Origin of the sequence: Streptomyces sp. Inha503, assembly GCF_047215865.1 — a bacterium.
Classification (GTDB): Bacteria; Actinomycetota; Actinomycetes; order Streptomycetales; family Streptomycetaceae; genus Streptomyces; species Streptomyces lycopersici.
Genome location: NZ_CP178360.1, coordinates 1,698,120 through 1,722,317, shown reverse-complemented (window position 1 = coordinate 1,722,317; position 24,198 = coordinate 1,698,120). Strand labels below are relative to the sequence as shown.

The 24,198-nt window shown below is 70.8% G+C and carries 20 protein-coding genes; 14 read left to right on the top strand and 6 right to left on the bottom strand.

Annotated features, from left to right (window positions below; genetic code table 11):
* Positions 1–29 precede the first annotated feature (29 nt).
* A complete protein-coding gene (locus tag ACJX2R_RS07080; RefSeq protein WP_413099308.1) occupies positions 30–950 on the bottom strand; it encodes a glycosyltransferase family 2 protein in 921 nt (306 codons plus the stop codon).
* Between the two features lie 179 nt (positions 951–1,129).
* Here ACJX2R_RS07080 and ACJX2R_RS07075 point away from each other — a divergent pair, with 179 nt between their 5' ends.
* Complete coding sequence (locus ACJX2R_RS07075; protein ID WP_413099307.1) at positions 1,130–1,672, top strand: hypothetical protein; 543 nt, start codon at positions 1,130–1,132, stop codon at positions 1,670–1,672.
* Positions 1,673–1,739: 67 nt separating this feature from the next.
* On the opposite strand, the gene ACJX2R_RS07070 is transcribed toward ACJX2R_RS07075, so the two are convergent.
* The 5 genes from ACJX2R_RS07070 to ACJX2R_RS07050 all read right to left on the bottom strand — a co-directional run bounded on the left by ACJX2R_RS07070 (position 1,740) and on the right by ACJX2R_RS07050 (position 5,727).
* Positions 1,740–2,615 carry an MBL fold metallo-hydrolase gene (locus ACJX2R_RS07070; RefSeq protein WP_413099306.1) on the bottom strand — a complete coding sequence of 292 codons (876 nt, stop codon included), beginning with the start codon at positions 2,613–2,615 and terminating at the stop codon, positions 1,740–1,742.
* On the bottom strand, positions 2,612–2,743 hold the full coding sequence (locus ACJX2R_RS07065) for a hypothetical protein (protein WP_413099305.1): 132 nt from the start codon (positions 2,741–2,743) through the stop codon (positions 2,612–2,614). The genes ACJX2R_RS07070 and ACJX2R_RS07065 overlap by 4 nt, the downstream gene beginning before the upstream one ends.
* 160 nt (positions 2,744–2,903) lie before the next feature.
* Positions 2,904–3,413: a DinB family protein gene (locus ACJX2R_RS07060; protein WP_413099304.1), complete on the bottom strand. Its 510-nt coding sequence runs from the start codon at positions 3,411–3,413 to the stop codon at positions 2,904–2,906.
* Positions 3,414–3,595: 182 nt separating this feature from the next.
* Positions 3,596–4,603: a sporulation protein gene (locus ACJX2R_RS07055; protein ID WP_413099303.1), complete on the bottom strand. Its 1,008-nt coding sequence runs from the start codon at positions 4,601–4,603 to the stop codon at positions 3,596–3,598.
* A gap of 194 nt (positions 4,604–4,797) precedes the next feature.
* Positions 4,798–5,727 (bottom strand): LysR family transcriptional regulator, encoded by a 930-nt coding sequence (locus ACJX2R_RS07050; protein ID WP_413099302.1) that lies wholly within the window; start codon positions 5,725–5,727, stop codon positions 4,798–4,800.
* 180 nt (positions 5,728–5,907) lie between these two features.
* Between ACJX2R_RS07050 and ACJX2R_RS07045 the strand changes: the two genes are divergently transcribed.
* From ACJX2R_RS07045 to ACJX2R_RS06985, 13 genes are all read left to right on the top strand, one after another.
* Positions 5,908–6,483 (top strand): DUF6817 domain-containing protein, encoded by a 576-nt coding sequence (locus ACJX2R_RS07045; protein ID WP_413099301.1) that lies wholly within the window; start codon positions 5,908–5,910, stop codon positions 6,481–6,483.
* A gap of 501 nt (positions 6,484–6,984) precedes the next feature.
* Positions 6,985–8,832, top strand: a complete 1,848-nt coding sequence (locus ACJX2R_RS07040; protein WP_413099300.1) for a phage tail sheath family protein — start codon at positions 6,985–6,987, stop codon at positions 8,830–8,832.
* A 7-nt stretch (positions 8,833–8,839) separates the two neighbouring features.
* A complete protein-coding gene (locus ACJX2R_RS07035; protein ID WP_014058531.1) occupies positions 8,840–9,364 on the top strand; it encodes a phage tail protein in 525 nt (174 codons plus the stop codon).
* 104 nt (positions 9,365–9,468) lie between these two features.
* Positions 9,469–10,347, top strand: coding sequence for a hypothetical protein (locus tag ACJX2R_RS07030; protein WP_413099299.1), 879 nt, complete (start codon positions 9,469–9,471; stop codon positions 10,345–10,347).
* Positions 10,340–11,083: a hypothetical protein gene (locus ACJX2R_RS07025; RefSeq protein ID WP_413099298.1), complete on the top strand. Its 744-nt coding sequence runs from the start codon at positions 10,340–10,342 to the stop codon at positions 11,081–11,083. Before ACJX2R_RS07030 ends, ACJX2R_RS07025 begins: the two co-directional genes overlap by 8 nt.
* Before the next feature lie 4 nt (positions 11,084–11,087).
* Positions 11,088–11,999 carry a DUF4255 domain-containing protein gene (locus ACJX2R_RS07020; protein ID WP_413099297.1) on the top strand — a complete coding sequence of 304 codons (912 nt, stop codon included), beginning with the start codon at positions 11,088–11,090 and terminating at the stop codon, positions 11,997–11,999.
* Positions 12,000–12,034: 35 nt separating this feature from the next.
* The gene (locus ACJX2R_RS07015; protein ID WP_413099296.1) at positions 12,035–14,269 is read left to right on the top strand and encodes an ATP-binding protein; all 2,235 of its coding nucleotides are present in this window, start codon (positions 12,035–12,037) and stop codon (positions 14,267–14,269) included.
* Positions 14,260–14,553: a hypothetical protein gene (locus ACJX2R_RS07010; protein WP_413099295.1), complete on the top strand. Its 294-nt coding sequence runs from the start codon at positions 14,260–14,262 to the stop codon at positions 14,551–14,553. The genes ACJX2R_RS07015 and ACJX2R_RS07010 overlap by 10 nt, the downstream gene beginning before the upstream one ends.
* Positions 14,550–21,128 carry a DUF4157 domain-containing protein gene (locus tag ACJX2R_RS07005; protein WP_413099294.1) on the top strand — a complete coding sequence of 2,193 codons (6,579 nt, stop codon included), beginning with the start codon at positions 14,550–14,552 and terminating at the stop codon, positions 21,126–21,128. The genes ACJX2R_RS07010 and ACJX2R_RS07005 overlap by 4 nt, the downstream gene beginning before the upstream one ends.
* A 17-nt stretch (positions 21,129–21,145) precedes the next feature.
* A complete protein-coding gene (locus ACJX2R_RS07000) occupies positions 21,146–21,916 on the top strand; it encodes a hypothetical protein (protein WP_413099293.1) in 771 nt (256 codons plus the stop codon).
* Between the two features lie 46 nt (positions 21,917–21,962).
* On the top strand, positions 21,963–22,649 hold the full coding sequence (locus ACJX2R_RS06995) for a hypothetical protein (protein WP_211834553.1): 687 nt from the start codon (positions 21,963–21,965) through the stop codon (positions 22,647–22,649).
* 6 nt (positions 22,650–22,655) lie between these two features.
* Positions 22,656–23,048 (top strand): hypothetical protein, encoded by a 393-nt coding sequence (locus ACJX2R_RS06990; protein ID WP_413099292.1) that lies wholly within the window; start codon positions 22,656–22,658, stop codon positions 23,046–23,048.
* On the top strand, positions 23,038–24,177 hold the full coding sequence (locus ACJX2R_RS06985; protein WP_413099291.1) for a hypothetical protein: 1,140 nt from the start codon (positions 23,038–23,040) through the stop codon (positions 24,175–24,177). The genes ACJX2R_RS06990 and ACJX2R_RS06985 overlap by 11 nt, the downstream gene beginning before the upstream one ends.
* The last annotated feature ends 21 nt before the right edge of the window (positions 24,178–24,198 follow it).

Sequence of the window (24,198 nt, the reverse complement as noted above, 5' to 3'; positions counted from 1 at the left end):
CCTGGTCCCGGCCCCGGTCCTCGCCCTGGTCATCGGTCATGGGTGACGGCCTGCCTCTCCTCCTGTAGGGACGCGTCGTCCGTCCGCTGCCGGTCCACGCGCCGGGCGGCCTCCTCGACCCACGGCGGCAGCGGCCGGCGCTGCCACAGCGCGGCGGGCAGCCGGGCGAGCAGACCGCGCAGCGCGGTTCTCGCCACCGGGTCCCGCCCGGCCTCGGTGAGCAGCCCGGCGGTGCGCCGGGCGGCGAGCGGCAGTGGGCGGCGCAGCCAGCAGCCGATCAGCTCGTTGCGCCGCATCACGGCGGTGCGGTCCTTGCGCGGCGAGGAGGCCGGATGGTGGTGGGCGACCACCTCGGGGCAGTACGAGACGCCCCAGCCCATCGCGGCGAGGTCATAGGCGAGCAGGGTCTCCTCGCCGCCGAAGAAGATCAGTGGATGGAAGCCGCCCGCCTCCAGGAAGGCATCCCGGCGCACCACGGCCCCGCAGGCGAGGAAGCCGAGGACCTCGGGGCCGGGAAGGTCCGCGGCCCGGCCGGCGGGGGAGGCGCTCATCGTGGCGTTCAGCGGGTCGGGCCGCTCCTCCGGCCCGACCCGCACCTGGGCCGCCAGCAGCCCCAGCCGCGGATGGCCGGTCAGCAGGGTGGCGGCCCGCGCCAGGGCGCCGGGCCGCCACCAGGAGTCGTCGTCGCTGAAGGCCACGTAGGGTGTGCCGATGGCGCGTACACCGTCGTTGCGGGCGAGCGCGCCGCGGTTGGCCCCGTGCGCCAGGACCCGTACCTGGGGAAACCGCTCGGCGACCATGGCCCTGGTGTGGTCCGTCGAGCCGTTGTCCACGACCACGACCGGTGGCCGCTCCGGCAGGGCGGTGAGGTGTTCCAGGGCGGTGGCGAGTGTTTCGGCGCGATCGCGGGTGGCGATGACCACACCGACGGCGGGACCTGGGGCGTTCATGGCCACCAGGTACCCGGCGCCCCGGCCGCTATGCGGTACACCGACCGCCGGGCCGCTATGCGCTCCTCGCCCGCGCGTCCATACCGGCGCGCCGCCATTGAGAGTGATCTATGTCATGTTCGACACCGCCGTCCTGCGGGTACGGTGCTGACAGCTATCGCGCAAGAGGAGCGGCTCGTTTGTCCCTGGACCTGTCATCCGTCATAGCGGCGACCGCGCAGTGGCTGATCAGGGCCTATCCGGCGGCCGACGGCGCGATGAACGCCGCGCTCGCAGAGGCGCAGGCTCGACAGGCCGTGACCGTCGCCGCGTGGCTGCGCTACCCGACCACCACCGACGCCGCCCTGGTGACCATGGCCGGACCGGGCGGTTCCTACCGGCTGGACTGGCTCGTGGACGCTGAGCCGTACGAGATCCGCGGCCCAGACGGCGTCTGGCGCACCTGGGTGGACGAGGTCGTGGCGAGCTGGGCGGCGGCCCTGCTCACCTGCTCCACCCTCGCGGCCGAGGCCGTGGCGGCGCTCGCCGACTGTGAGCACGCCGCCGGGTCGCCCAGGGAGTTCCGGCGGCTCACCGAGCCCGACGCCCACGACTGGCAGGCCGCGCCGCTGATGCGCCATCCGGACCTGATGGCGTGCGTCGTGGAGCTGCACCGTCCCCAGCTGCTGGAACGCCTGCGGCTGCTGCGCAGCGACGACCAGACGCCCACCAGCGCGGCCTGATAGCACCGGCACGCCACGGAGCGCGGCCTGACGGCGGGTCGGCACGCCGCCGCCTTGGCCTCGCGTGTCACAGCGCCTGGAGCACGCCCTGCGCGTTCACGGTGACGCGCTCGCCGCGGGGGCAGTGGACCACCTCGGACGGGAAGTCCGGCTGCCGGGTCTCCTCCAGGAACGCGGAGAGCGGGGAGCTGAAGGCGGCGTAGTCGTCGTAGTGCACCGGCAGCACCCGCTCCGGCCGTACGGCCTTGACCAGACCGGCCCCCTGGAGCGCGTCCATGGTCACGATCAGCCCGCCAGGAAGCCGGGTGCCGCCCAGGTGGACCACGGCCAGATGCACATCCGGGTAGCGCCGGGCGATCTCGTGGATGCCCGGGAACATCAGCGTGTCGCCGGTGATGTACACCCGCAGCCGTGGCGCCGCCCCCGGCGCGCCGAAGTCCAGCAGGCTCCCCATCACCGGTGGCAGCAGCCGCTGCCACCGGCCCGGGGCGTGCCTGCCGGGCAGTGCGGTGATCCGGACCTGGCTGCGGTCGTTCACCAGGACATGATCGTGCCAGGTGGGCAGCCCGGTTGCCCGGCTGAACCCATGGACGCCCTGAAGCCGCCGGGAGGCGTGCGGGGTGGTGATGATGGGCAGCGCGCGGTCCAGCCGCCGGCGCGCCACCCGGTCCCAGTGGTCGCCGTGCAGATGCGAGAGCACCACGGCGTCCAGGTCGGACGGGATCTCCGAGACGCTCAGGGCGGGCTCGGTCAGCCGCCGGGACATCAGCCCCTTGCCCAGATAGGCGTACTGGCCCCGGTGCAGGAAGTTGGGATCGGTGAGCAGTGTCAGCGTGCCGTAGCGGATGAGGAGCGTGGCATTGCCGATGAAGAGGAACTCGGCGGCGCCGTCCGGGGGAGGTGCGGGAGGAGTGGGAGGAGTGCGGGGAGCGGGAGGAGTCATGTTCCGACCACCGCCTCCCGCGGCTCCGTCCGGCCGGCCAGTCGCATTCCGGCCGTCGCTCCGGTCAGGTGGTCATTGAGGTAGATGCCGAGCATGCGGGGGGATGTCGATGTCCTGGGCTCGCTCATGATCGTCCTTTGGCATCCGGCACGGTCGTATCGGGTCACGTGACCCACGGAGTGCCCAGCTCCGGCCGCCTCAACCAGCCGCCCCGCCCCGTCGCGGGGGCGTCCGCTCCGCATGGGCAGCTGCGCGTACCCCATGGCCGGGATGACACCGTCAAGTCGCTCAGGCCCCCACAGTCCCGTCCACGCCCTCGCGCAAAAAGTCCGCGTGCCCGTTGTGGCGGCCGTACTCCAGCAGCACATGCACCAGCACCATCCGCAGCGAAACCTCCTCGCCCCACCGGGGCTGATGGCCCGTCAGGTCGAGCGAGTCCGCCTCCCGCTCGATCCGGCGGGAGGTCTCGACCTCCGCCTCCCAGGCCGCGAACGCCTCGGCTCCGGTCGCCTCGCTCACGTCGTACGCCGCCTGGAAGTCGATCACCGGGGACCAGACCATCGGGGCGTCGTTGTCCTCGAACACCCGCCGGAACCAGGCCCGTTCCACCTCGGCCAGGTGCCGCACCAGGCCCAGCAGCGTCAGCGTCGAGGGCGGCATCGAGCGCTGCCGCAACTCCTCGTCCGTCAGCCCCCGGCACTTCATGGCGAGCGTCGCCCGCTGGTAGTCGAGGAAGGCGCGCAGGGTTTCGCGCTCGTCGCCGAAGTGGGGTGGTTCCGGGCGGCTGTCGGCGGTCATGGTCGTTCGTCCTCCTCGACGGCTGGGCGGCGGGTCCTCGGGTGGCGCTGTTCGGCCCCATGGGACCACGGCCGTCGGGACCCGGCCGCACCGGGCCATGGCCGAAACGCCGAGAAGGCTCCCCGGCCCGGGGCCGCCCCTGGCCGGGGAGGCCGGGGGCCGCCCCTGGCCGGGGAAGGTGGTCAGTCCTCGTCCTCCTCGTCCTCGAAGGCGTCGCCGATCTCGTCGACGACCTCCGCGGCGACCATCCCGCCGACGACGCCGACCGCGACACCCGCCGCGACGCCTCCGACGACCGCCGCGGTGCTCGGGCCGGAGCGCCGCCCGCCGTCGTGGTGCCCATCGTGGTGGTGGTCCGCGGACCCGTAGCCGTGACCGTGCCCGTAGGAGCCATGCGAGCCGTAAGAGCCATAGGCGGCGCGCCGTTCGACGAGCCGGCGGATCCAGTCGCCGACCTCGGCGTTCCAGTCGCGGTGCTCGACGCCCTCATGGCCGACGGTGAAGAGCGTGAGGGCGTCCTCCCCCGAGGAGAAGGGCCCGCCGCGCTTGTCGGCCTCCAGGACGACGTCCATGCCGCCCGGGCTCGCCAGGAACGTCACCTCCAGCTCGTTGATGGCGTGGGCGTACTGGGGGGCCGGGGTGAGCTCGATCTCCTGGTAGAACGGCAGCCGCTGCCCGGTGCCGCCCACATGGCCCAGCTCCAGATCGGCGGACTTGAAGCCGAAGCCGAGCTGCCCCAGCGCTTCCAGAACGGCTTCCTGGGCCGGCAGCGGGGCCACGGTCAGCTGGTCGAGGTCGCCCTTGTCCTTCGCGCTCGCGACCTCCAGCCCGGTGCGGACGCCGAGGATGATGCCCAGCGGCTGCCCGTACAGCTCGGTGATCGGCGTCTCCCAGGGGAGGTGGACGGTGAACGGGAGGCTGCGGTGCTCGCCCTCGGCGAGCCGGAAGCCGCCGCCGACGGTGAAGCGGTCGAAGAGGACGACCCCTTCCCGCTCCTCGTCGCCGTGCTCGTCCTCCACCCGGGCCACGAGCTCCAGCGTGATCTGCTCGATCTCGAAGTCCGCCGTGCCGCCCCGGAGATGGACCTGACCGGTCAGCGGCCCGCCGGGGTGTACCGGGCCGGGGTCCAGCACCGTGTCCACGGTGGGCCCGCCGACACCGAGCGAGCCGAGCAGTCGTTTGAACACCATGAGGGCGTCCACTCCTTCAATGTGCGTACTGTCGCGTGTGCGTAGGGGGTTACGGGTGCGTGGGGGGTTACGGGTGAGAATGGAGTTACGGGTGCGAGTGGGTGCGTGCTTCTACATGCGTGTAGAAGCATAGGGGTGCGCGCCGCGTCGAGGCGGCCCATCCCGGCCCGTTGACGGCGGAAGTCCGAAAATGATCACTCGTGGGGCCGTGTCGAGTGCCCTTCGGACGAGGCGACGACGCGCAAGGTGTCGGCCACCGTGTCAGCGAAGGCCCTGGCCAGCGGCGGGAGCGCGTCCCAGCGGCGGGCCGCCCAGCCGACCGGCAGCGGTGGCAGCGCGGGGATCGGGACGAGCCGCAGCGGCCCGTCGTCCCCGGGCACCGGCAGCCCCGGCAGGGCGGGTACCACGGCACGCCCCAGGCCGAGTTCGGCCAGCAGCAGGGCCGTGTCCCAGTCGGCGACGCTGGTGTCGGAACCGGCCCGTACGCCCAGCTCGGCCAGGGCCGCGTGGAGTTGCCCGCCGGAGGTGGAGTTCGGCGGCAGCCGTACCAGGGGGATCTCGGCCAGGTCGGACACCTCCACCCGCGACCTGGCCGCGAGCGGATCCCCGGCCCGCAGGGCGAGCACCCACGGCAGCTCGGCCACCGGCCGCTGCTCGACGCCGCGCACCGGGCCGCCAAGGGTGATCCAGGCCAGATCCAGATTGCCGGCGATGAGGGCACCGAGGCAGCCACGGCTGGAACTCTCGGTCTGGAACTCCAGGTTCACCTTCGGATAGCGGCGGCGGAACGAGACGATCGCCTCGGCCATGAAGTGCCGCACGGTGGTGCTGCCGGTGGTGATCCGCACCGAACCGCTCTCCCCGTGTACCAGGTCCCCCAGGCGGCGCAGCGCCAGATCGAGCCCGGCGATCCCGTCGGCGGCGGCCTCGCACAGAATGCGTCCCGCCGGGGTGGGCACGACCCCGCGCGCCTGGCGCTCCAGCAGGCTGACGCCGGTCTCGCGCTCCAGCCGCTTCACCCGCTGGCTCACCGCCGACTGTGTGCAGGTCAGCTCACGGGCCACGGCGCTGAGGCTGCCCGCCCGGCACACGGCCACGAACACCCGCAGATCGTCCAGAGTCATAACCCCCAAGGTAGAGCTTGGAGTTGGCGAGCAATTCCCAGGATTGACTGGGGTGGCCGGTGGTCGCGACGATCGTCGCAGGGCTCAGGCGGCAACCCGTACGGCGCTCGCACGAGGATCCGGACCGGGTGGGGGCGCGGTGCGGGTGCCGACCTGCCAAGCACCGAAAGGACACGACCTGTGCCTGTCGCTCCCCCTCCCCCCGCCGCCGACCGGGCCGTCACCCTCCTGCGCCGCCTCGGCGCCGCGCGCATCGCCCACCCCGGTGGCAGCACCCTCCTGGCCCACCTCCAGCGCGTACGCGCCCGGCTCGCCGCCTGGGGAGCCCGCCCCGAGCTCCAACTCGCCGGGCTGTGCCACGCGTTCTACGGCACCGACGGCTTCCCCGTCACCCTGCTGCCCCTCGGCCGCCGCGGCGAACTCGTGGCGGTGATCGGCGCGGAGGCCGAAGCCATCGTGTACCTCTACGCGAGCTGCGACCGGAAGGCCACCTGCCCGGCGCTCGGCGACACCGACGCGGTCTTCCACGACCGCTTCACCGGCCGTGCGCACATCCCCGAACCCCGGCTGCTCCGGGACTTCGCCGAGCTTTCGGCCGCCAATGAGCTGGACCTCGCCCGTCTCGACCCCGCCCTGCGGGAGCGGCGCGGCCCCGAACTCCTCGCCCTGTTCACCCGCTGCCGCCCGCTGCTCAGCCGCCCGGCCTGGCTGGACGGCCATGCGACCCTCGCGCCGTCCCCGCTCGCGCGCGACTGAGTGCCCCGCGGCTGACGTGCCCGGCGACTGAAGTGCCCCGCGACTGAAGTGCCTGCTCAGCGGGCGCGGCCCGCGGGCGCGGGTGTGATATCGCCGGGAGAGCGGGACCGCAAAACGGCGCGCCGAACCGTTCACCTTTTCGGCTCGTTCTCGCCGTCGGCACCCACCGGCCGGGATTTTGTGATCACGAATTGCCGGAAGCGTTCGCGCACGGTAATGGCTTGGTCAACTTCATGGAGAGGATGAAACGATCTAGGAATTCCCCGTGAAGGAGATGACCGGATCAATGTCTTGACCGGAATCGCGCCGAGCGCGGAAACTCAAACCGCACTCACGCATCAGGAGCCGCAAGCGACGTTCCGAATCCTGCGATACCGGTTTCGCGGGGGCGTGCGACCGGGGGAAGTACAAGGAGAAAATGTGTGCGCGACGGGAAATCCGCGCGTGTGATCTTCACTTCCCCTCCTCATCTCTTGATGCGCTGAAGAGAATGGAGGGGGAATGCCGACGCCCGCGGGCTATCCCGGTGTCTACATCGAAGAGCTTCCCAGCAGCGTCCGTACCATCGCCTCGGTCACCACCTCGGTGACCGCCTTCGTGGGCCACACCCGGCGGGGCCCGCTGAACACCCCGGTCCGCATCACCAGCTTCGCCGACTTCGAGCGCCGTTTCGGGGGCCTCACCTCGCAGAGCGCGGTCGGCTACGCGGTGCACCAGTTCTTCGGCAACGGCGGCACCGTGGCGGTCGTCGTCCGCGTGACCAAGGCCGGGACCGGCAAGGCCGCTTGCGTCACCCTCGAATCCACCGAGGGCCACAGCGAATGCCCCGTGCTGGAGGTGCACGCCAAGGAGCCCGGCCGCTGGGGCTCGGGCCTGCGGCTGGCCGTCGACTACGACACCCCGTGCCCGGAGGAGACCTTCAACCTCCATGTGCTCGACGCCCGGGGCGCCTCCCGCGAGTCCTTCACCAACCTGTCCATGGACCCCGCCCACGGCCGCCACGCCGAGACCGTGATCAACGCCGGGTCGGCGCTGATCCGGGTCAAGGTGGTCGGCGAGGGCCGGCCGGACCCTTCCGGCACGGTCTCCAAGCCGTTCGCGGAGGAACTCCCCGACCTCGAGGTCGAGCTGACGGTCAAGATCGGCGAGGTGGAGCGCGCGTTCACCCTCTACGACCCGGACTGCGACGGTGAGGCCCCGTGTGACGTCACCGAGCTGGCCCTGCTCCTGGAGCGCAAGCTGCGCGCACTGCCCGATGCCCCCGGCAAGCACGCCTTCGCGGGCACCGAGGTCACCGCGTTCGGTCGCCGCCTCCAGGTCGTCGCCGGTTCCATCGACCCCGACGACGTGGTGCGCTTCCTGGGCGAATGCGCCAATGACCTGGGCCTGGAGGCATCGGTCAACCCGCCCGTCTTCCCGCTGTCCGGCGGCGAGGACGGCGCCCCGCCCGGCCCCCGCGACCTCATCGGCAGCGAGGCGGACAAGACCGGCCTCCAGGCGCTGCGCGACATCGAGGACGTCAACCTGTTGTCGCTGCCCGAGATCGCCGGATACGAGTCCGTGGGCGACATGGTCACCGTACTGTCGGCGGCCGACCGGCTGTGCCGGGAGCGGCGGATCTTCCTGCTGGTCGACGCGCCCTCCGCCTGGGGCAGCGTGGACGCGGCCCGCGCCGGGATCGGCGCCTTCGAACCGGTCCGCAGCGACCACGCCGCGCTGTACTTCCCGCAATTGCGGCTCACCGATCCGCTCACCGGGCGGCTGCGCGCCTTCCCGCCCTCCGGGGCGCTCGCGGGCGTCATGGCCCGTACGGACGGCGAGCGCGGTGTGTGGAAGGCACCGGCCGGGACCGAGGCCCGGCTGGCCGGGGTGTACTCGCTCGCCGTCCAGCTGACCGACCGCGAGAACGGGCTGCTCAATCCGCTGGGCATCAACTGCCTGCGCACGTTCCCGGTGGTGGGCCCGCTGGTCTGGGGCGCCCGCACGCTGCGCGGCGCCGACGCGCAGAGCAGCGAATGGAAGTACGTACCGGTACGGCGGCTGGCGCTGCATATCGAGGAGAGCCTGCGCCGCGGACTGCAATGGGTCGTTTTCGAACCCAATACGGAGCAGCTGTGGCAGCAGATCCGGCTGAACGCTTCCGGTTATCTCCACACGCTGTTCGAGAAGGGCGCGTTCAAGGGCGGTACTCCGCGACAGGCGTACTTCGTCAAGTGCGACAAGGACACCACGACGGACGAGGACATCGCACGCGGCATCGTGAATGTCGTGGTCGGTATTGCGCCGGTCAAGCCCGCGGAGTTCGTGATCGTCAAGATCCAGCAGATGGCCGGACAGTTCGAGATTTAGGAATGTGATGGCTGAGTTCCAGGTCAACGCCCATCGCTTCGACCCGTACAAGAACTTCAAGTTTCTGGTCCTCTGGGACGGTCGTACGGTCGCGGGCATCAGCAAGATCAGTCCGCTCAAGCGCACCACCGAGGTCGTCAAACACCGCAACGGCGGCGACCCCAGCTCACCCCGCAAGTCCCCGGGCCGGTCCGAGTTCGAGGGGATCACCCTGGAGCGCGGCGTCACCCACGACCCCGAGTTCGACCGCTGGGCCAACAAGGTCTGGCAGGTCGGCGCGGGGCTCGGCGCCGAGGTCTCGCTCGCCGACTTCCGCAAGGACATCGTCATCCAGGTCCTCAACGAGGCGGGCCAGGTGGCCGTCTCACACAAGCTCTACCGGACCTGGCCGAGCGAGTACCAGGTGCTCGGCGAGTTGGACGCCAACGCCAACGCGGTCGCGATCCAGAGCCTGAAGTTGGAGTGCGAGGGCTGGGAGCGGGACTACGAGGTGCCGGAGCCGGAAGAGCCCTCGTTCACGCATCCCGCGTAGGCGGGGGACGGGGACGCGGGACGGCGGCGGTCATCGGGACGCGGCGGCGGGCCACGGGTACGGGGAACGGCACGGCACGGTACGGGGAGCGGACGGCCTGAGAGATGGGGAACACGGGGCCCGCGGAGCTGCTGGCCATCTGGGAGGCGGGGCTGGCGCGTCACGGCCCCGGCCGCGCCCTGCTGCTGCACCGGGCGGCCCGCCCGGAGGCCGCGGCGGACGAACTGCTGGCACTGCCGGTGGGCGAGCGCGAGGCGGATCTGTACGCCCTGCGGCGCGCGCTCTTCGGCGAGCGGATGCAGATCCGGGCCGAGTGCGGTGCGTGCGGCGAGGCCATGGAGTTCGACCTCGACGCACGCGACCTGGGCGTGCGCCCGGGGGAGCAGGACGGTCCGCTCCGGGTGGAGGAGGGCGAGTGGACGGTCGAGCTCCGGCTGCCCACCGTCGCCGACCTGGAGGCCGCCGCGCAGGCGGCGGCCGAAGCGGGCGGGCCCGTGGACGTGGGCGGGAACGCGAGCGTGGGCGTCGGCGCGCACGGGAACGTGGACGCGGCCTCGGACGCGGACTCGGCCTCGTACGGCGGCGGGGCCGAGCGAGAACCCACCCCCGCCGCCCGCGCCCGCCGGGCCCTGCTCGCCCGCTGCATCGTCTCCGTGCACCGTTCGGGGCGGCTCATCACCGCCGACCGCCTCCCCGCGGCCGAACTGCCGGAGCCGGTGCAGCGACGCATCGCCGAGGCCGCCGAACGCGCCGACCCGGCGGCCGATGTGACGCTCAACGTCGCCTGCCCCGAATGCGGCGAGGCCACCCGGGCCGAACTGGATATCGCCTCCTACCTCTGGGCCGAACTCGACCACTGGGCCCGGGACCTGCTCCTCGACGTCCACCTGCTCGCCACCGCGTACGGCTGGAGCGAGCCTCAGATCCTGGCGCTCAGCCCGCTGCGGCGCCGTTACTACCTGGAGCTCTGCGCAGATGGCTGACTACTTCGACCGGCTGCTCGCGCGGCACGCCCCCGCCCCCGTGTCCGGGCCGGCCGCGGGCGGCGGCGTCGGCGACCGCCCGGTCCGGGTACGGCCGCGGCTGCCCGGCCCGTACGAGCGGATCGAGGCGCTGCGGGGGGAATCGCCGCTGTCGGAGGAGCCCGCGCCCGCACGGATGTCCCCGCCCCCGGCGGCCGACCGCCACCAGGAGGTGGTCCGGCACGACCGCGAGGTCAGGACCGACCGGCACACCGTCGTACGCGCCGAGCCCACACCGTACGAGAACGTGGAGCGGCACGCCGGACCCCCGGGCCCGGCACCGCTGTTGCTCCCCGGCGCCCAGATCACCGCGAGCCCGCAACCGGTCGCCCCCGACGGCCCGGCCACCCGGCGGGGCACCACGGCGTCCCCGGCATCCGATGCCACACCGGCTGCCGCCGGGCCCCCGCCCGGCCTGCCGTCCGCGGACGTGTGGTCCGCGGTGGCCGCCGCGCCACCGCCGCCCCGCGTGGCCGACCCCGCCCTGAGCCGCGAGGCGGCACGCCTCCCCGCCGGGCGGCGCCGCGCCCGATCCGCCCAGCGCACGGTGCACGTCCAGATCGGACGGCTGGAGGTCACCGCCGCCGCCCCGCCCGGCGCCGACCGCACCACGGGCGCCCGCGCCGGAGCGACGGGGCGGCGCGCGCCCGCGCTGAGCCTGGAGGACTACCTGGCACGCGGTGAGAGGAGGGACTGACACCATGAGCAACGGACTCGCCTTCGCGACCGTCACCCAGGCCCTCGCGCTGCTGATCGCGAACAATCTGCGGCCCGAGATCGACATCGCGGTCACGGTGGACACCCGGAGGCCCCCGGCGGAGCCGCCCACCGAACCGACCATCAACGTCTTCCTCTACCAGGTCACCCCGAACGCCTCGCTGCGCGCCACCGACCTGCCCACCCGCGCCTCCGACGGAACCCTGCTCAAGCGACCGGCCGCGGCCATGGATCTGCACTATCTGATCAGCGCGTACGGCGAGGAGTCCGAACTGGTCGGGCAACGCCTGATCGGCACCGTGGTACGCATCCTGCACGAGATCCCGATGCTGCCGAAGGACGTGATCGAGGAGGCCGCCCGGCGCTCGTACCTGACGGGCAGCGATCTGGTCGAGGCGGTGCAGCGGATGCGCTTCACCCCGACACAGATGGACGTGGACGAGACCTCCAAGCTCTGGGGGATGCTCTACCAGACCCCGTATGTGCTGTCGGTCTGCTACCAGGGCTCGTTGGTCCTGATCGAGGGACGCGAGCGCCCGGTCCCGGCGAAGCCGGTGGAACGGCCCACGGTACGGGTACTGCCCTTCGGCGCCCCGGGAGCGCCGGAGCCACCCACCCTGCCGGGGGCGGAGAGACCCGAGGAACCCGAAGAGACGGAGGCGTCGGCGGAGGCGTCGGCGGAGAACGAGACCCCGTCGCCCGTCCAGCGCGCCAAGAAGCGCCCCGCCGCCGCGAAGGCGGCCGCCGCGAAGACAGCCGCGCCCAAGACGGCCAAAGCCGCCAGGACCGCCAAGGCGGCCGCCACCAAGACCACGAAGTCCGCCGCCTCGCCCGCCCGTACCCGCAAGTCCACGCCCCGGCGCCGCGGCGGCCGCTCCGAGGACACGGAGAGCTGAGGCACCCGGTGGGGGAGAAGGGGGCGGACGACACCATGGGCACGAGAGACGGCCGAAGCGGCCGCGCGTCGGCGGCCGATGAGGCCGGCGTGAGCGTGGCCGCCATCGCGGCCGAGGACGGACAGGCCCTGGCCGCCGCCGTCCAGGCCGTACTGGCCCGCGTCGACGCCCACGCGCGCCGCGCCACCGCCAACGGCTCCCGCCCCGGCGCCACCCGGCCGGGCGCCACCCGCCACGATGTGGCCGGGCCCGGCGCCGCCACCACTGACGAGCCCATCGCTCCGGCCGACGACGGCCGACGCCACGACCGCCATACGTCCCAAGGACCCACGTCCCGAACAACGACCCTGGCCGACGCCACACCGGGCCCGCCGGGCGAGCCCGAGACCGCGACCCTCTCGGGCGGCCTCTCAGCCACCGCCGCCCAACCGCCCCACTCGCCCCACACGGAGGACCACGAGCAAGCGATCCCCGGCCCCGCCGCACTCGACGCGCTCGTGGCCTGTTTCGGCCTCAGCGCCTTCGAGCGCCAGCTCGTCGTACTGGCGGCGGCCGCCGAGCTGGACCCCACCGCCGCCGCGCGGTGCGCCGCCGCCAGCGGCGATCCGGCCCGTGCTTACCCCACCTTCTCGCTCGCCCTCGCCGCGCTCGACGAGCCGCACTGGAGCGCGCTCACCCCCGTGTCCCCGCTCCGCCGCTGGCGGCTCATAGACCTCGACGACGAGACCCGGCTCACCACCTCACGCCTCCGGATCGACGAGCGCGTCCTGCACTTCCTGGCCGGATCGCCCTACCTCGACGCCCGGCTGCACGGACTGCTGCGCCGTGCGCGGCCCCCGCGGACCCTACCCCCCTCGTACGAACGGGCGGCGGACCAGGTGGCCGCGGGCTGGAACGAGTCCCGTGCGGAGGCCCCGCTGCGGGTGGAGCTCGTCGGCGGCGACCTGACCACCCGTACCGACATCGCCGCCGAGGCCGCCCGCCGCACCGGGCTCGCGCTGTACGTCATGGCCTCGGACGACGTCCCCACCGACGCGGCCGAACGCGACCGCCTGGCCCGGCTCTGGCAGCGCGAGGCCGTGCTGCTGCCCGCCGCGCTCCTGCTGGAGGTCGGCGAGATGGACCGGGAGCAGACCGCCGCCACGGACGCGTTCATCGAGGGCGCGGCCGTGCCCCTCGTGGTCTCCAGCGAGGACCCGCGCCGGACCGGCCGCCCGCGCGGCGAGCGCGTCGCCGTGCCCGGGCTGGACGACAGCGAACAACTCGCCCTCTGGGCGGACGCCTTCGCCGGCATCCCGCGGATGGCGGAGGCCCATCTGCGGTCGCTGGTCGCCCAGTTCCAGCTGCCGCCGCACATCATCCGCTCCGCGGCCGCAGCCGTACGCCGTGACCTCACCGATGACCCGCTGGACCCCGCCGAACTCGCCTGGCGGGCCGGGCTCGTCGAGGCCCGCATCGGCCTGGACGAGCTGGGCCGGCGGATCGAACCCGAGGCCGCCTGGGACGACCTGGTGCTCGCCGACCACCAGGCGCGGATCCTGCGCGAGATCGTCGCCCACGTACGGCAGCGCGCCACCGTCCACCAGGAGTGGGGCTTCGCCGCGACACTCCGCCGCGGTCTGGGCGTCACCGCCCTCTTCGCGGGCGGCTCCGGCACCGGCAAGACCCTCGCCGCCGAGGTGATGGCCAAGGAGCTGGGCCTGGACCTGTTCATCATCGATCTCTCCCAGGTGGTCAGCAAATACATCGGCGAGACCGAGAAGAACCTGCGGAAGGTCTTCGACGCCGCCGAGCGCGGTGGCGCACTGCTGCTCTTCGACGAGGCGGACGCGCTGTTCGGCAAGCGCAGCGAGGTCAAGGACAGCCACGACCGGTACGCCAACCTGGAGGTCAGCTATCTGCTGATGCGGATGGAGTCGTACCGGGGCCTGGCCATCCTCACGACCAACATGAAGAAGGCCCTCGACCCGGCCTTCATGCGCCGGATCCGTTTCGTCGTGGACTTCCCCTTCCCGGGCGAGGGCGAGCGCGCCGAGATCTGGCGCCGGGTGCTCCCCGCCCGGGCGCCGATGAAGGACATCGACCCCGACCGCCTCGCCCAACTCACCGTGGCGGGCGGCTCGATCCGCAACATCGCGCTCTCCGGGGCCTTCCTCGCCGCCGAGGAGGGCGACCGCCTCCAGATGCGCCACATGCTGGCGGCGGCGCGCACCGAGTACCAGAAGCTGGACCGTTCGCTCACACCCTCGGAGGTCACCGGATGGGTCTGAACGAGGAGCCGCGCACGGTCCGTGTGGACATCGGCGAACTGGCGCTGACCGGCTTCGGCGCCGGGATCGACCCGGACCGGGTCTCGGCGGCGTTCCAGGCCGAGCTGGCCCGGCTGGTGCGGGAGCGCGGCGTACCGCTCGCGGCGACCGGGGAGGGCACGGCGATCGAGGCCCTGTCCGGCCTGCCCCCGCTCCCCGCCACCACCTCCCCGGCCCGGCTGGGCGAGGCCCTGGCCCGGGCCGTGCACGCGGGCCTGTCCGGAAGGGGGCGGGAGGGCAGATGAGCAACGCACCGTCCACCACCCAGGACGACCGCGGGCCCCAGTCCGCCAAGCGCCGCAAGCGCAAGGAGCGGACCGGCAAGGCCCGTACGCCCGAACCCAAGGACATCGTCAGCGGCGCCGGACAGCCCCTCGACCCGAGCGTCCGGCGCGACCTCGAGGAACAGTTCGGCCACGACCTCGGCCAGGTCCGCCTGCACACCGACCGGGACGCGGGCCACCTCACCGAACTGCTGGGCGCGGACGCGGTGGCGGTCGGCCAGGACATCTTCTTCCGCGAGAACACCTACCGCCCCGGCACGACGGAGGGCCGCCGCCTCCTCGCCCACGAACTGCTCCACACCGTCCAGAACCCCCACGGCCTCGGCACCCTGCGCGCGGGCCGCGACCTGGGCGCGGTGAGCCTGCCCCAGGACGCGATGGAGCGCGAGGCGGAGGACACGGCGCGGGACCTGGCACGCGGCGGGCAGCCGGACACCGGGACGGAGCCGCGGCCGTCCGCGACCCCCGGCTGGCTCCGCTACGCCACGGTCGACGCCGACCGCAACCGCATGGAGAAGCTCGATCCGGCGACCCTGGTCGACCGCCTCGCCAACAGCGTCGTCCGCTCCCTGCGCGGCGACCCCGAGGACCGCTCCAAGCGCACCCGTATGCAACTGGCGCGGATGCCGGACGAGGTGCAGGACGCCGTCCTCGACCGGCTGGAGACCAGGCTCCTGAGCTCGGAGCACGAGCGGGTGCTGGACTTCGTCGACGAGATCGAGGCGGACGACAACCTGGAGCGGGAGTCGCTGGCCGCCCCGGACGTCGAGCCGGACCCGGTCGAGGAGTTGCTGTTCGAGCGCGAGACGCGGCGGCGGAGGGCGGAGGAGCGACGCGAGGAGGAGCGGCGCCCGGCGCCCGCGCCGGGTCCGGAGAAGGACGGGCCCGCGGGGGAGGGCGCGCCGGGCAGTACACCGCGGAACGGCGGGGGCGCGCCCGAGAAGGAGGGCCAGGGAGGGAGCCGGGAGCAGCGGCCGGGCGCCGACGCGGGACGCGAGGGCGGAAGCCCTTCGTCGGGTGGGAAGTCCGGGGGCGGGCAGCAGGATGGCGAGAAGAAGGCCGAGAGCTCCGAGGAGGGCAAGGAAGGCAAGGAGGGGGAGGGGAAGGAAGGGCAGGAGCAGCAGGGCGTCGCGACGCCGAGCAAGGAGGAGTCGGCGGCCAAGAACCGCCCGGGCGCGGCCGATTCGCTCGTGGCGGGTCAGCAGCTGAGGCAGCAGGACAAGCGGGGCCCGGACAAGCCCACCGGTTCGCCGACGGCTTCGGGTGCGGACACCCAGTCGCCCGGCGCGTTCTCCACGCTCGACGGCGTACGCGCCCAGGATCTCGACGGCCCGGAGGAGCGGGCCGAGGAGGACCCGTTCGGCTCCGGCAGTGAGTCGGAGGTCGAGGTCGGGGGCGCGGAGAAGAGCGCCTGGGACATCAAGCTCCAGCCGGAGGACTTCCTGCCGGAGCAGGATCTCGACGTGTCCGGCGTACCGACCGCGGACACGCTCGACCCCGCCTCGTCCGCCGACCCTCCCGTCCCGTCCTTCCCCGCCCCTCCGCTGACCAAGGCCGACAAGGTGCAGGCCGAGCGGGACGCGGAGGACGCCGAGGACGAGGCGGAGGACGCCGAACCCGAGGAGGACGCCGCCGACTCGGCCGCCGACGCCGAGCCCGCGGCGGAGGCGGACGACGGCGGCGCGGCCGCGGGCGGCGGGCTTGACCGTCTCGCCGTGGAGCAGGCCGCCGAGAGCCGACCGGGACCGGCCGTGACACGCGACCCGAAGAGCGGCGCCGACCCCAAGGACGGGCCCGTCGCCGCCCAGACGACGGTGCAGGAGGCCGCGGGCAGGTCCGAGGACGGCAGCGAAGCCACGGAGCAGGCCGCGAAGGAGGAGAAGGGCACCTCGGCGGCGGGTGACGCGTCCGGCGGTGCGCGGGAGAAGGCGTCCCAGCAGGCGGTGGGCGGTCAGGCGGCGCAGGAGCCCGCGGCCGAGGAGGAGCGGAAGAAGGCGGACGCGGCGCCGGCGGCCAAGAGCGAACCCACGGCGGACGCCAAGTCCCCCTCTCCCGCGCGGGACACCCAGGTCACGGGCGGATCCAACGCGGATACGCCCGGCGGGGCGAGCAGCGGGGCACAGAGCGAGCAGAGCGCGCCGACGGAGCGTACCGAGGCCCCGGCGGCGGAGTCGGCGCCGCCCGCACCCGAACCGAAGAAGTCCGCCGAGCCCGACCAGGCCCCTGAGCCTGCGACCGCGGCCGCGACTGCGAAGGAGACACCGGCGCCCAAGGCCGCACCGGGCGCGAAGGCCGCCGCGCCCAGGTCGGCACCGTCCGCCAAGGCGCCACGCGGTGGCGGTGGCGGCGGGTCCCGGGCCGGTGGTGGGGGAGGCGGTGGCGGCGGGAAGGCGTCCGCCTCCGCCAAGGGCAAGAAGAAGGACTCCGGACCGGCCCCGAACCTCTCCCAAGTGTCCCCGGAAGCGGGCCTGTCCACCGCCTCGAAGCTCAAGCCCCATGTGGCGTTGCAGGCCATGACGGGCGTGAGCGGATCGGTCGACCGCACCGTCGGCGACGAACACAAGGCGCTCGCCGCCGCCCCGCCCTCGATGCAGCGCCCGGCGGGCGCCCCGCAGACCCTCCGGGGCAAGCCGAAGACCGACGCCCCGGCCCAGTACTCGCAGGATCCGGCCCAGAAGTCCGAGGCGCCGGAGAAGGAGGACGCCAAGGTCACGGGCGCCAAGGAGCCCGAGGGCCAGATCGAGGCGGAGAAGGCCGAGGAGCCCGGCGGCTGGGACACCTTCAAGATGGCCCTGGGCTTCATCGGCGGCAAGATCGTGAACGGGGTCGCGAGCCTCTTCGGCGCCGACAAGCCCGTGGTGGACCCGCAGGCACTGGCCGCGAAGTTCGCCGGGCTGCCGACCAAGGACGAAGCGCTCAAGCAGGCCCAGGCGGGCAGCGCGCCGGGTGTGCGGATGCGGGATTCCGCCGACCAGACGGCCGGTGAGCAGGGTTCGGCCGTCGACACCAAGGGCCAGGAGACCGTCGCGACGGGCCGCGACGACGCGGGCCGGGGTATGGGCGAGGATCAGGTCTACCCCAACGCTCCCAAGGAGCAGATGTCGGCCAAGGTGCCCGGGCAGCAGGGCGGCGGGGGCGGCGGTGCGCCGGGAGGCGGCGCGACGACGGGCGCCGTGCCTCCCGAGGCCGCGTCGGAAGTGGCCGAGCACGAACGCGGACCGCAGTTCCAGGCGGCGTTCACCGACGGCCAGAAGAGCGTGTCCGAGGGGCGGCAGACCAAGGACCGCGACTTCCGGGACGGTCAGCAGCAGCACAAGCGGCAGGTCGACGCAGAGGTCGCGGCCAATACGAAGAGCCAGGCGAGCGAGCGTGAGAAGGCGACGGCCGAGGTCACCGCCAAGCGTCAGGACTGGCGCACGGAGCAGGACAAGGAGCTTCAGTCACTCGGCGACAAGAAGACCGACCGCCACGAGAAGATCCGCAAGGACGTCAAGGACAAGGAAGAGCAGACCGACAAGGACGTCGACAAGGAGAAGGACGACAGCGACAAGAAGATCCAGGACAAGGGCGACCAGGCCGAACGCGACGCCGAGAAGAAGCGCGACGACAGCGTCGAGGAATCGGGCAACTGGGTCAGCAAGGCCTTTGACTGGATCAAGGACAAGGTCATCGAGATCAAGAACGCGATCGTCCGTGTCATCAGGGAGGCGCGGGACGCGGTCATCGGGTTCATCAAGAACTTCAAGGAGACCGTCGAGCGCTGGATCAACGACGCCCGTAAGGCGATCGTCGACGCGATCAAGAACTTCATCAATGACCTGATCGAGTTCGCCAAGGCGATGGTGCGGGCCGTCATCGACCTGGCCAAGCGCATCCGCAACTTCATCACCGGCCTGATCAACGCCGCGATCGCCCTCGTCAACAAGCTCGCCACCATGCTCAAGCAGGCCATCACCGACCTGCTGAACGCCCTCGGCAAGCTGCTGAGCAGCATCCTTGACGTCCTGAAGAAGATGCTGCTGGACGTGGTCAAGGCCGTCGTGGACGCGGTCAAGGCGGTCCTGGACTTCGCCTCCAAGCTCCTGGGCGCGCTCGGGGAGTTCATGCTCATCGCGGTCGACTTCCTCTCCGACCCCGGCGGCTGGCTGAGCGGTGCGAAGAACTCGGCGGTGGACGGTGCGAAGAACCACCTCTTCCGCGAGGTCAAGTCGGCCGTCAAGGACTGGTTCCAGTCCAAGATCCAGGAAATCATCGGCGTCCCCAAGGCCATCCTGGACAAGCTGCTCAAGGGCGGCTTCACGCTGGAGCAGATCGTCAAGGAGACGTGGGACGCGATCGTCCCCCAACTCCCCCTGATCATCGGCGAGATCGTCATCACCAAGGTCGTCGCCAAGCTGATCCCGGGAGCGGGCTGGGTGATGGCCGTGATCGACGCCATCCGCACGGCCATCGGCGCGCTCGGCGCGATCCTGCGCGCGGTGGGCGCGGTCCTGGACTGGCTGAAGCTCGTCCGCATGGGTGGCGCGGGAATCCTCTTCGCGAAGGCCGTCGCGGCGGGCATCGTGGCGCTCCTCGAATTGGCCTACCAGGCGCTGCTGTCGGGGATCGGCAAGTACGTCGCGAAGGTGGGTCGGCGCTTCAAGAACATCGCGGCGAAGCTGGGCCAGGGGAAGGGCGGCAAGGGCGGAGCGGGCGGGAAGGGCGGCGCGGCCGGGGAGGGCGCGGACGGTCGGGGCGGCAAACCGGGCACCGAAGAGAAGCCGCAGGAGCCGACCACGGCACCGAAAACAACGACGCGCCCGACGCAGACGGCCACGAAGCCGAAACCGGGCGCCGAACCGACGCCCAAGAAGCCGACAACGCGATCGCACCCACAAACCAAACCCACCAGCCCCGAAACCCCCACCGGGCCCAAGCCAACACCGGACACCAAGACCCCAGCCCCCACCACGAAGGACAAGAACGGCAAGCCCAAGCCCGAGGAAGACCGCCCGGACACCCGCCCGACCCCATCTCCGAAACCCAAGCCCAAGCCGGAACCCCCGGCCAAGCCCAAGCCGCAGACAAAGCCCAACCCCAAGGACGACAAGGGCCCCGAGAACAGGCCCGAGAACGACGACAAGCCCTCAACCAAGGACCCCAAGGACCAGGACCCCACCAAGCCCAAGCCCGACAAGGACGACCCGAAGAAACCCAAGCCCGACAAGGACGGCGACAAGCCCACCAGGCCGAAGGAAGGCGACCGCAAGAAGCCCAAGCCGGACAAGGACGGCGACAAGCCAGGTCCCCGAAAGCCCAAACCCGACAAGGACGGCCCCGGCAGGCGGCCGAATAAGAAGGGCCCCAACAACCGCAAGCCCCATCCCGACAAGAGCGGTCCGGGCAGGCCCAAGTCCAAGCCGGAAAAGGATAAGCGCAAGAAGAAGGAGGACTCGAAGGAGTCTAAGGAGGATCGTCTCAAGAAGATCATCGCACGAATCCGCCCCAAGGTCCGCACCCTGTTGAAGCACGGAATCGAGGGCATGCCATTTCGTGGAGTGCTTGCGGGCCTCAGTGCGTGGTATCGACTTACTCGACTTCTTGCCGTGGGCCGCCCCAACTTCGACGTAACGGCTGCCCTAAACCCTGAGGGGTCAGTTCAGCGCGGAGTCTGGGATGACAACCTTGCTGTCCTGAACTTGGATGACCACCATGAGTCGTTCGGTCTCAACGACAAGCGGTACACTCACGTCAAGAATGCGATCTCCGAAGCCTTCGAGAGAATGAAATCAAAGGGCGCGGACTACTGGGAAGTCGACCTTGAGTGCCGGAAGGCCGTGCGTGCAATCCTCAAGGGCGGCGACAGGCTGGACGTCAAAACTTTCCCGGATTCACTTGTTGTCTTCGTTGTTCCCAAGGCAACCCCGTTCAACCCCGTTCCTATTGGCATGTACAAGAAGGGGGGAAGGTTCGAGGAGCAGCCGCGAACAAAGGAGCAGCATGAGAACCAGAAGGTGATCAAAGGCCCCGACGGCGAAGAATATGTGCTCGACAAGGAGAATCAGCTGATACCGCGTCTTCTTCGACGGAACATCACGCCCGACGATCTGGAGCGCATAAACACCAAATCTGAAAGCTACATCGTTTCCGTTACTGAATCAAACAGGATCAGCGGATCAGGGTCCAAGAAGTATCCTTCTCCGTGGGCACATGCGCGTGGAGAGAAACCATCGAACTGGATATCTGTCTCCAAGGAACTCGATGCCGAGATAACCGATCCCAACGGGTACCCTCTCGGCGGGCGGGAAGGGGAACGATTGGCGACTCCTCCGGGCGAGAAACAGCGGTACGGTTCCGGCGTAATCTTGATCGACATGGCACAGGTTTCCAGGGACGACGTACTGGACCTCACCACCACGCTCACTCACTCCCGCCACGCCTTCGTGCCGGCGCTCGAAGGCACTCGGCACGTCGGAGTACTGAAAGACGTCGTTCGGACGCAGGAACTGCTCGTGCGTAAACGCATCCCCAAGAGCGCCATCACGAAGATCTTCTGATAGCAAGGAACAAGACCGTGGTTACTGTGAAGCATTCGCACTACTGGCAAGATTCTCAGTTGCATCAGGACGCGCTCGTTGAGGCTTACCAGGAGTTGACGAATCCCGGTGATGTAGAGGCGCGATTCGCTAGCTTTCTGACGCTCTTGCGTAGCGGAGACAGTGTGGCAGCGGGAGTTGCCATGGATCACTATGAGATGAGCGAATCCGGAAGCAGAATGGGTGGGGTGAACCCACTGGACGTGTACAGCGGGGAGGTGTTGCAGATCGCGCGTGCGACACTCGAGTCTCCGCCGTCCCCTGCAAGTCTCAGTCCGCACACGGGTGAAGGGGCGAATCACGCAAGTGCTCTTCTTGCCACAGCGAATATTATTTCTCCTCAGGATTTCCGTCTTGTCAAAAAGATAATCGATACCACGACCAACGGCGAAGTACGAAACCTTGCATTGGCTTCTTGCTCCAGAGTCGTCGGCGCCAAGGACGCAGATGACATCGAATTCGTTCAGCTTCTCGGGGTGATCGCCTACGACGTGCGCGAGGCTCCGCAAAATCGCATCTCGGCCATCAGCGCCTTGGGATCGATGAATACGGATCAGTCAGTCGAGGCTCTGTCCATCGCCATGGGCGATCCGGACATCTCTATCCAGGCGCATATCGCTCTGGCGATTCTCCAAATGGACTGTGCTGCGAGATGGATTGATCAACTGAAACGGTTGGCTGCCTCATGGCCGGCCAAGGCCCCTTTCCCTGCTGACGACGTCCGGGATCTGTTGGAGGACGAGTGGTGATGGCATCGCTTCAAGAACCAGCTGCCCTCGGAGACGGAGAGATCCTGTGACCCGCTACCCCGACATCCCCAAACCCATCCGCTCCGGAATAGTCCTCGTAGACCCCGAACGCGGCACCCCCCAACGCATCATCATCCTCCAGTTCAACCCCGACACACTGGAGCGGTCATTGGCTCCCCAATCCGCCGGAGACCAAGCCGACAGCGGCGGAGGCGGCAGCGGAAGCGGGGACAAAAATGAAGCCCTCAGACTCAAAGGCCCCGCTCAGGAGACGTGGAAGTTCACCGCGGAGATCGATGCGACCGATCAGTTCGAGGTGGCCGCGCCCGACGGGATTCACCCGCAGCTCGCGACGCTCGAAATGCTCGTGCAGCCGACCACCGCCAAATTGCGGGACGCCATGCGGCTGTCCAAGAAGGGGACCATCGAGATCAGCCCGATCGAGATGCCGCTGACCCTCTTCACCTGGGGCAGCAAGCGGGTCATGCCCGTGCGGATAACGGAACTCTCGATCAACGAATCGGCGTTCGACGTCAACCTCAACCCCATCCGCGCATCCCTCAGCATCGGGCTGAAGGTGCTCACCGTGAGCGATCTGCCCGCCGGCCACCGAGGTGCCGAGCTCTATCTGGCGCATCTCGCGCAGAAGGAGCGGCTCGCGGCGGCGGCCCGCGGAGGGGCGCTCAGCGCGTTGGGGTTGAACAGCGGGGACATCGGGCTGGGGAGGGTGTAGAAGCAGATGGCCGGATCACAGCCACAGCCATACGAGAGTGTGCTCGACGCGATTCCGGGGTCGCACCCCTACCCCCGCTCCAGCCGCTACCACGACGCCGAGATCGGGATCCACACCCAACCCGACGGCACCCCCGTCCGCTACGTCAAGCGGCGGCTGCTGCCGCCCCTCGGCGAGGTGGGCGGGGACACCGCCACTCACACCGTCAGCGGTGGCGAGCGCCCCGACCACCTCGGTCAGCGCTACTTCGGCGACCCCGCCGCCTGGTGGCGGATCGCCGACGCCAACCCCGTCCTCGACCCCCGCGAGCTGACCGCCGAGCCGGGCGAGGAGATAGAGATCCCCAACGGGTTCGCGGGCGGGTTCGCGGGCGGAGGCGGTGGGCGCCATGGCCGATGAGCCCGTCGGGCAGGGGCCCATCCACCTCGAATTACGGATGGGACCCAAGCTCACCCGCCCCGTGCCCCCCGAGGTCACCGACGCGCTGCTGTCCGCGCAGATCACCACCACCGCGGGCGAACGCAGCGGCTTCCAGATGGCGTTCGACCTCACCAAGAAGGGCGCGATCATCGATCGGCTGCTTCCCGAGGGGTTCTTCGACCCCCGCACCCGCGTCATCGTCACGGCCGCCGTCAAGGGCACGCCGATCGTCCTCCTCGACGGGCTCATCGTGCGCCATGAGGTGGGGGCCAGCAACCAGCCCGGGCAGACCACCCTCACCGTCACCGGCGAGGATCTCACCCTCCTCCTGGACCTCGAGGAGCGGACCGACCGCTATCCCAACCTCCCGCCCTTCAAACGCGTCGGCCGCATCCTGGCGAAGTACACCGACTACGGGATCGAGGGGGACGTCATCGAGGAGAAGATCCTCCAACCGCCCAACGCACAGCGCCGCGTGGACTACCAGACCGGCACCGACCTCCAGTACGTCACCGATCTCGCCCAGGCGAACGGCTATGTCTTCTACCTCATCCCGGGGCCCGTCGCCGGGGTCTCCACCGCCTACTGGGGGCCCGAAAAGCGCATCGGCACGGCCCAGCACGCCCTCAGCGTCAACATGGACGTCAACTCCACCGTCGACCAGCTGACGTTCGCCTACGACGGGACCGCCCGCGAGGAGCCCCAGGCCCGCTGGCAGGACCCCACCACCCGTACCTCCACCCTCCTCGCCCAGCCCGACATCAGCCCCCTCCGGCCGCCCCTCGGCAAACGGGCCACCCCGGCCCTCAAGCGCAAGACGCTCTCCGGCACGGCCAAGAAGGACCGGGCGCAGGCCGAGGCCGAGGCCCTGGCGAGGGCCGCCACCACCGCCGACGCCATCTCCGGTTCCGGCTCGCTCGACGTCAACCGGCACGGGTACATCCTCCAGCCGCGCCAGCTCGTCGGCGTCCGGGGCGCCGGGGTCACCTACGACGGGGAGTACTACGTCAAATCCGTCACCCACAATCTCCGGCCCGGCTCGTTCCAGCAGAACTTCACCCTCACCCGCGAAGGGCTCATCGCCCGGAGCGGCACAGTTCGCCCCTGAGCCATAGAACAAGAGGAAAGG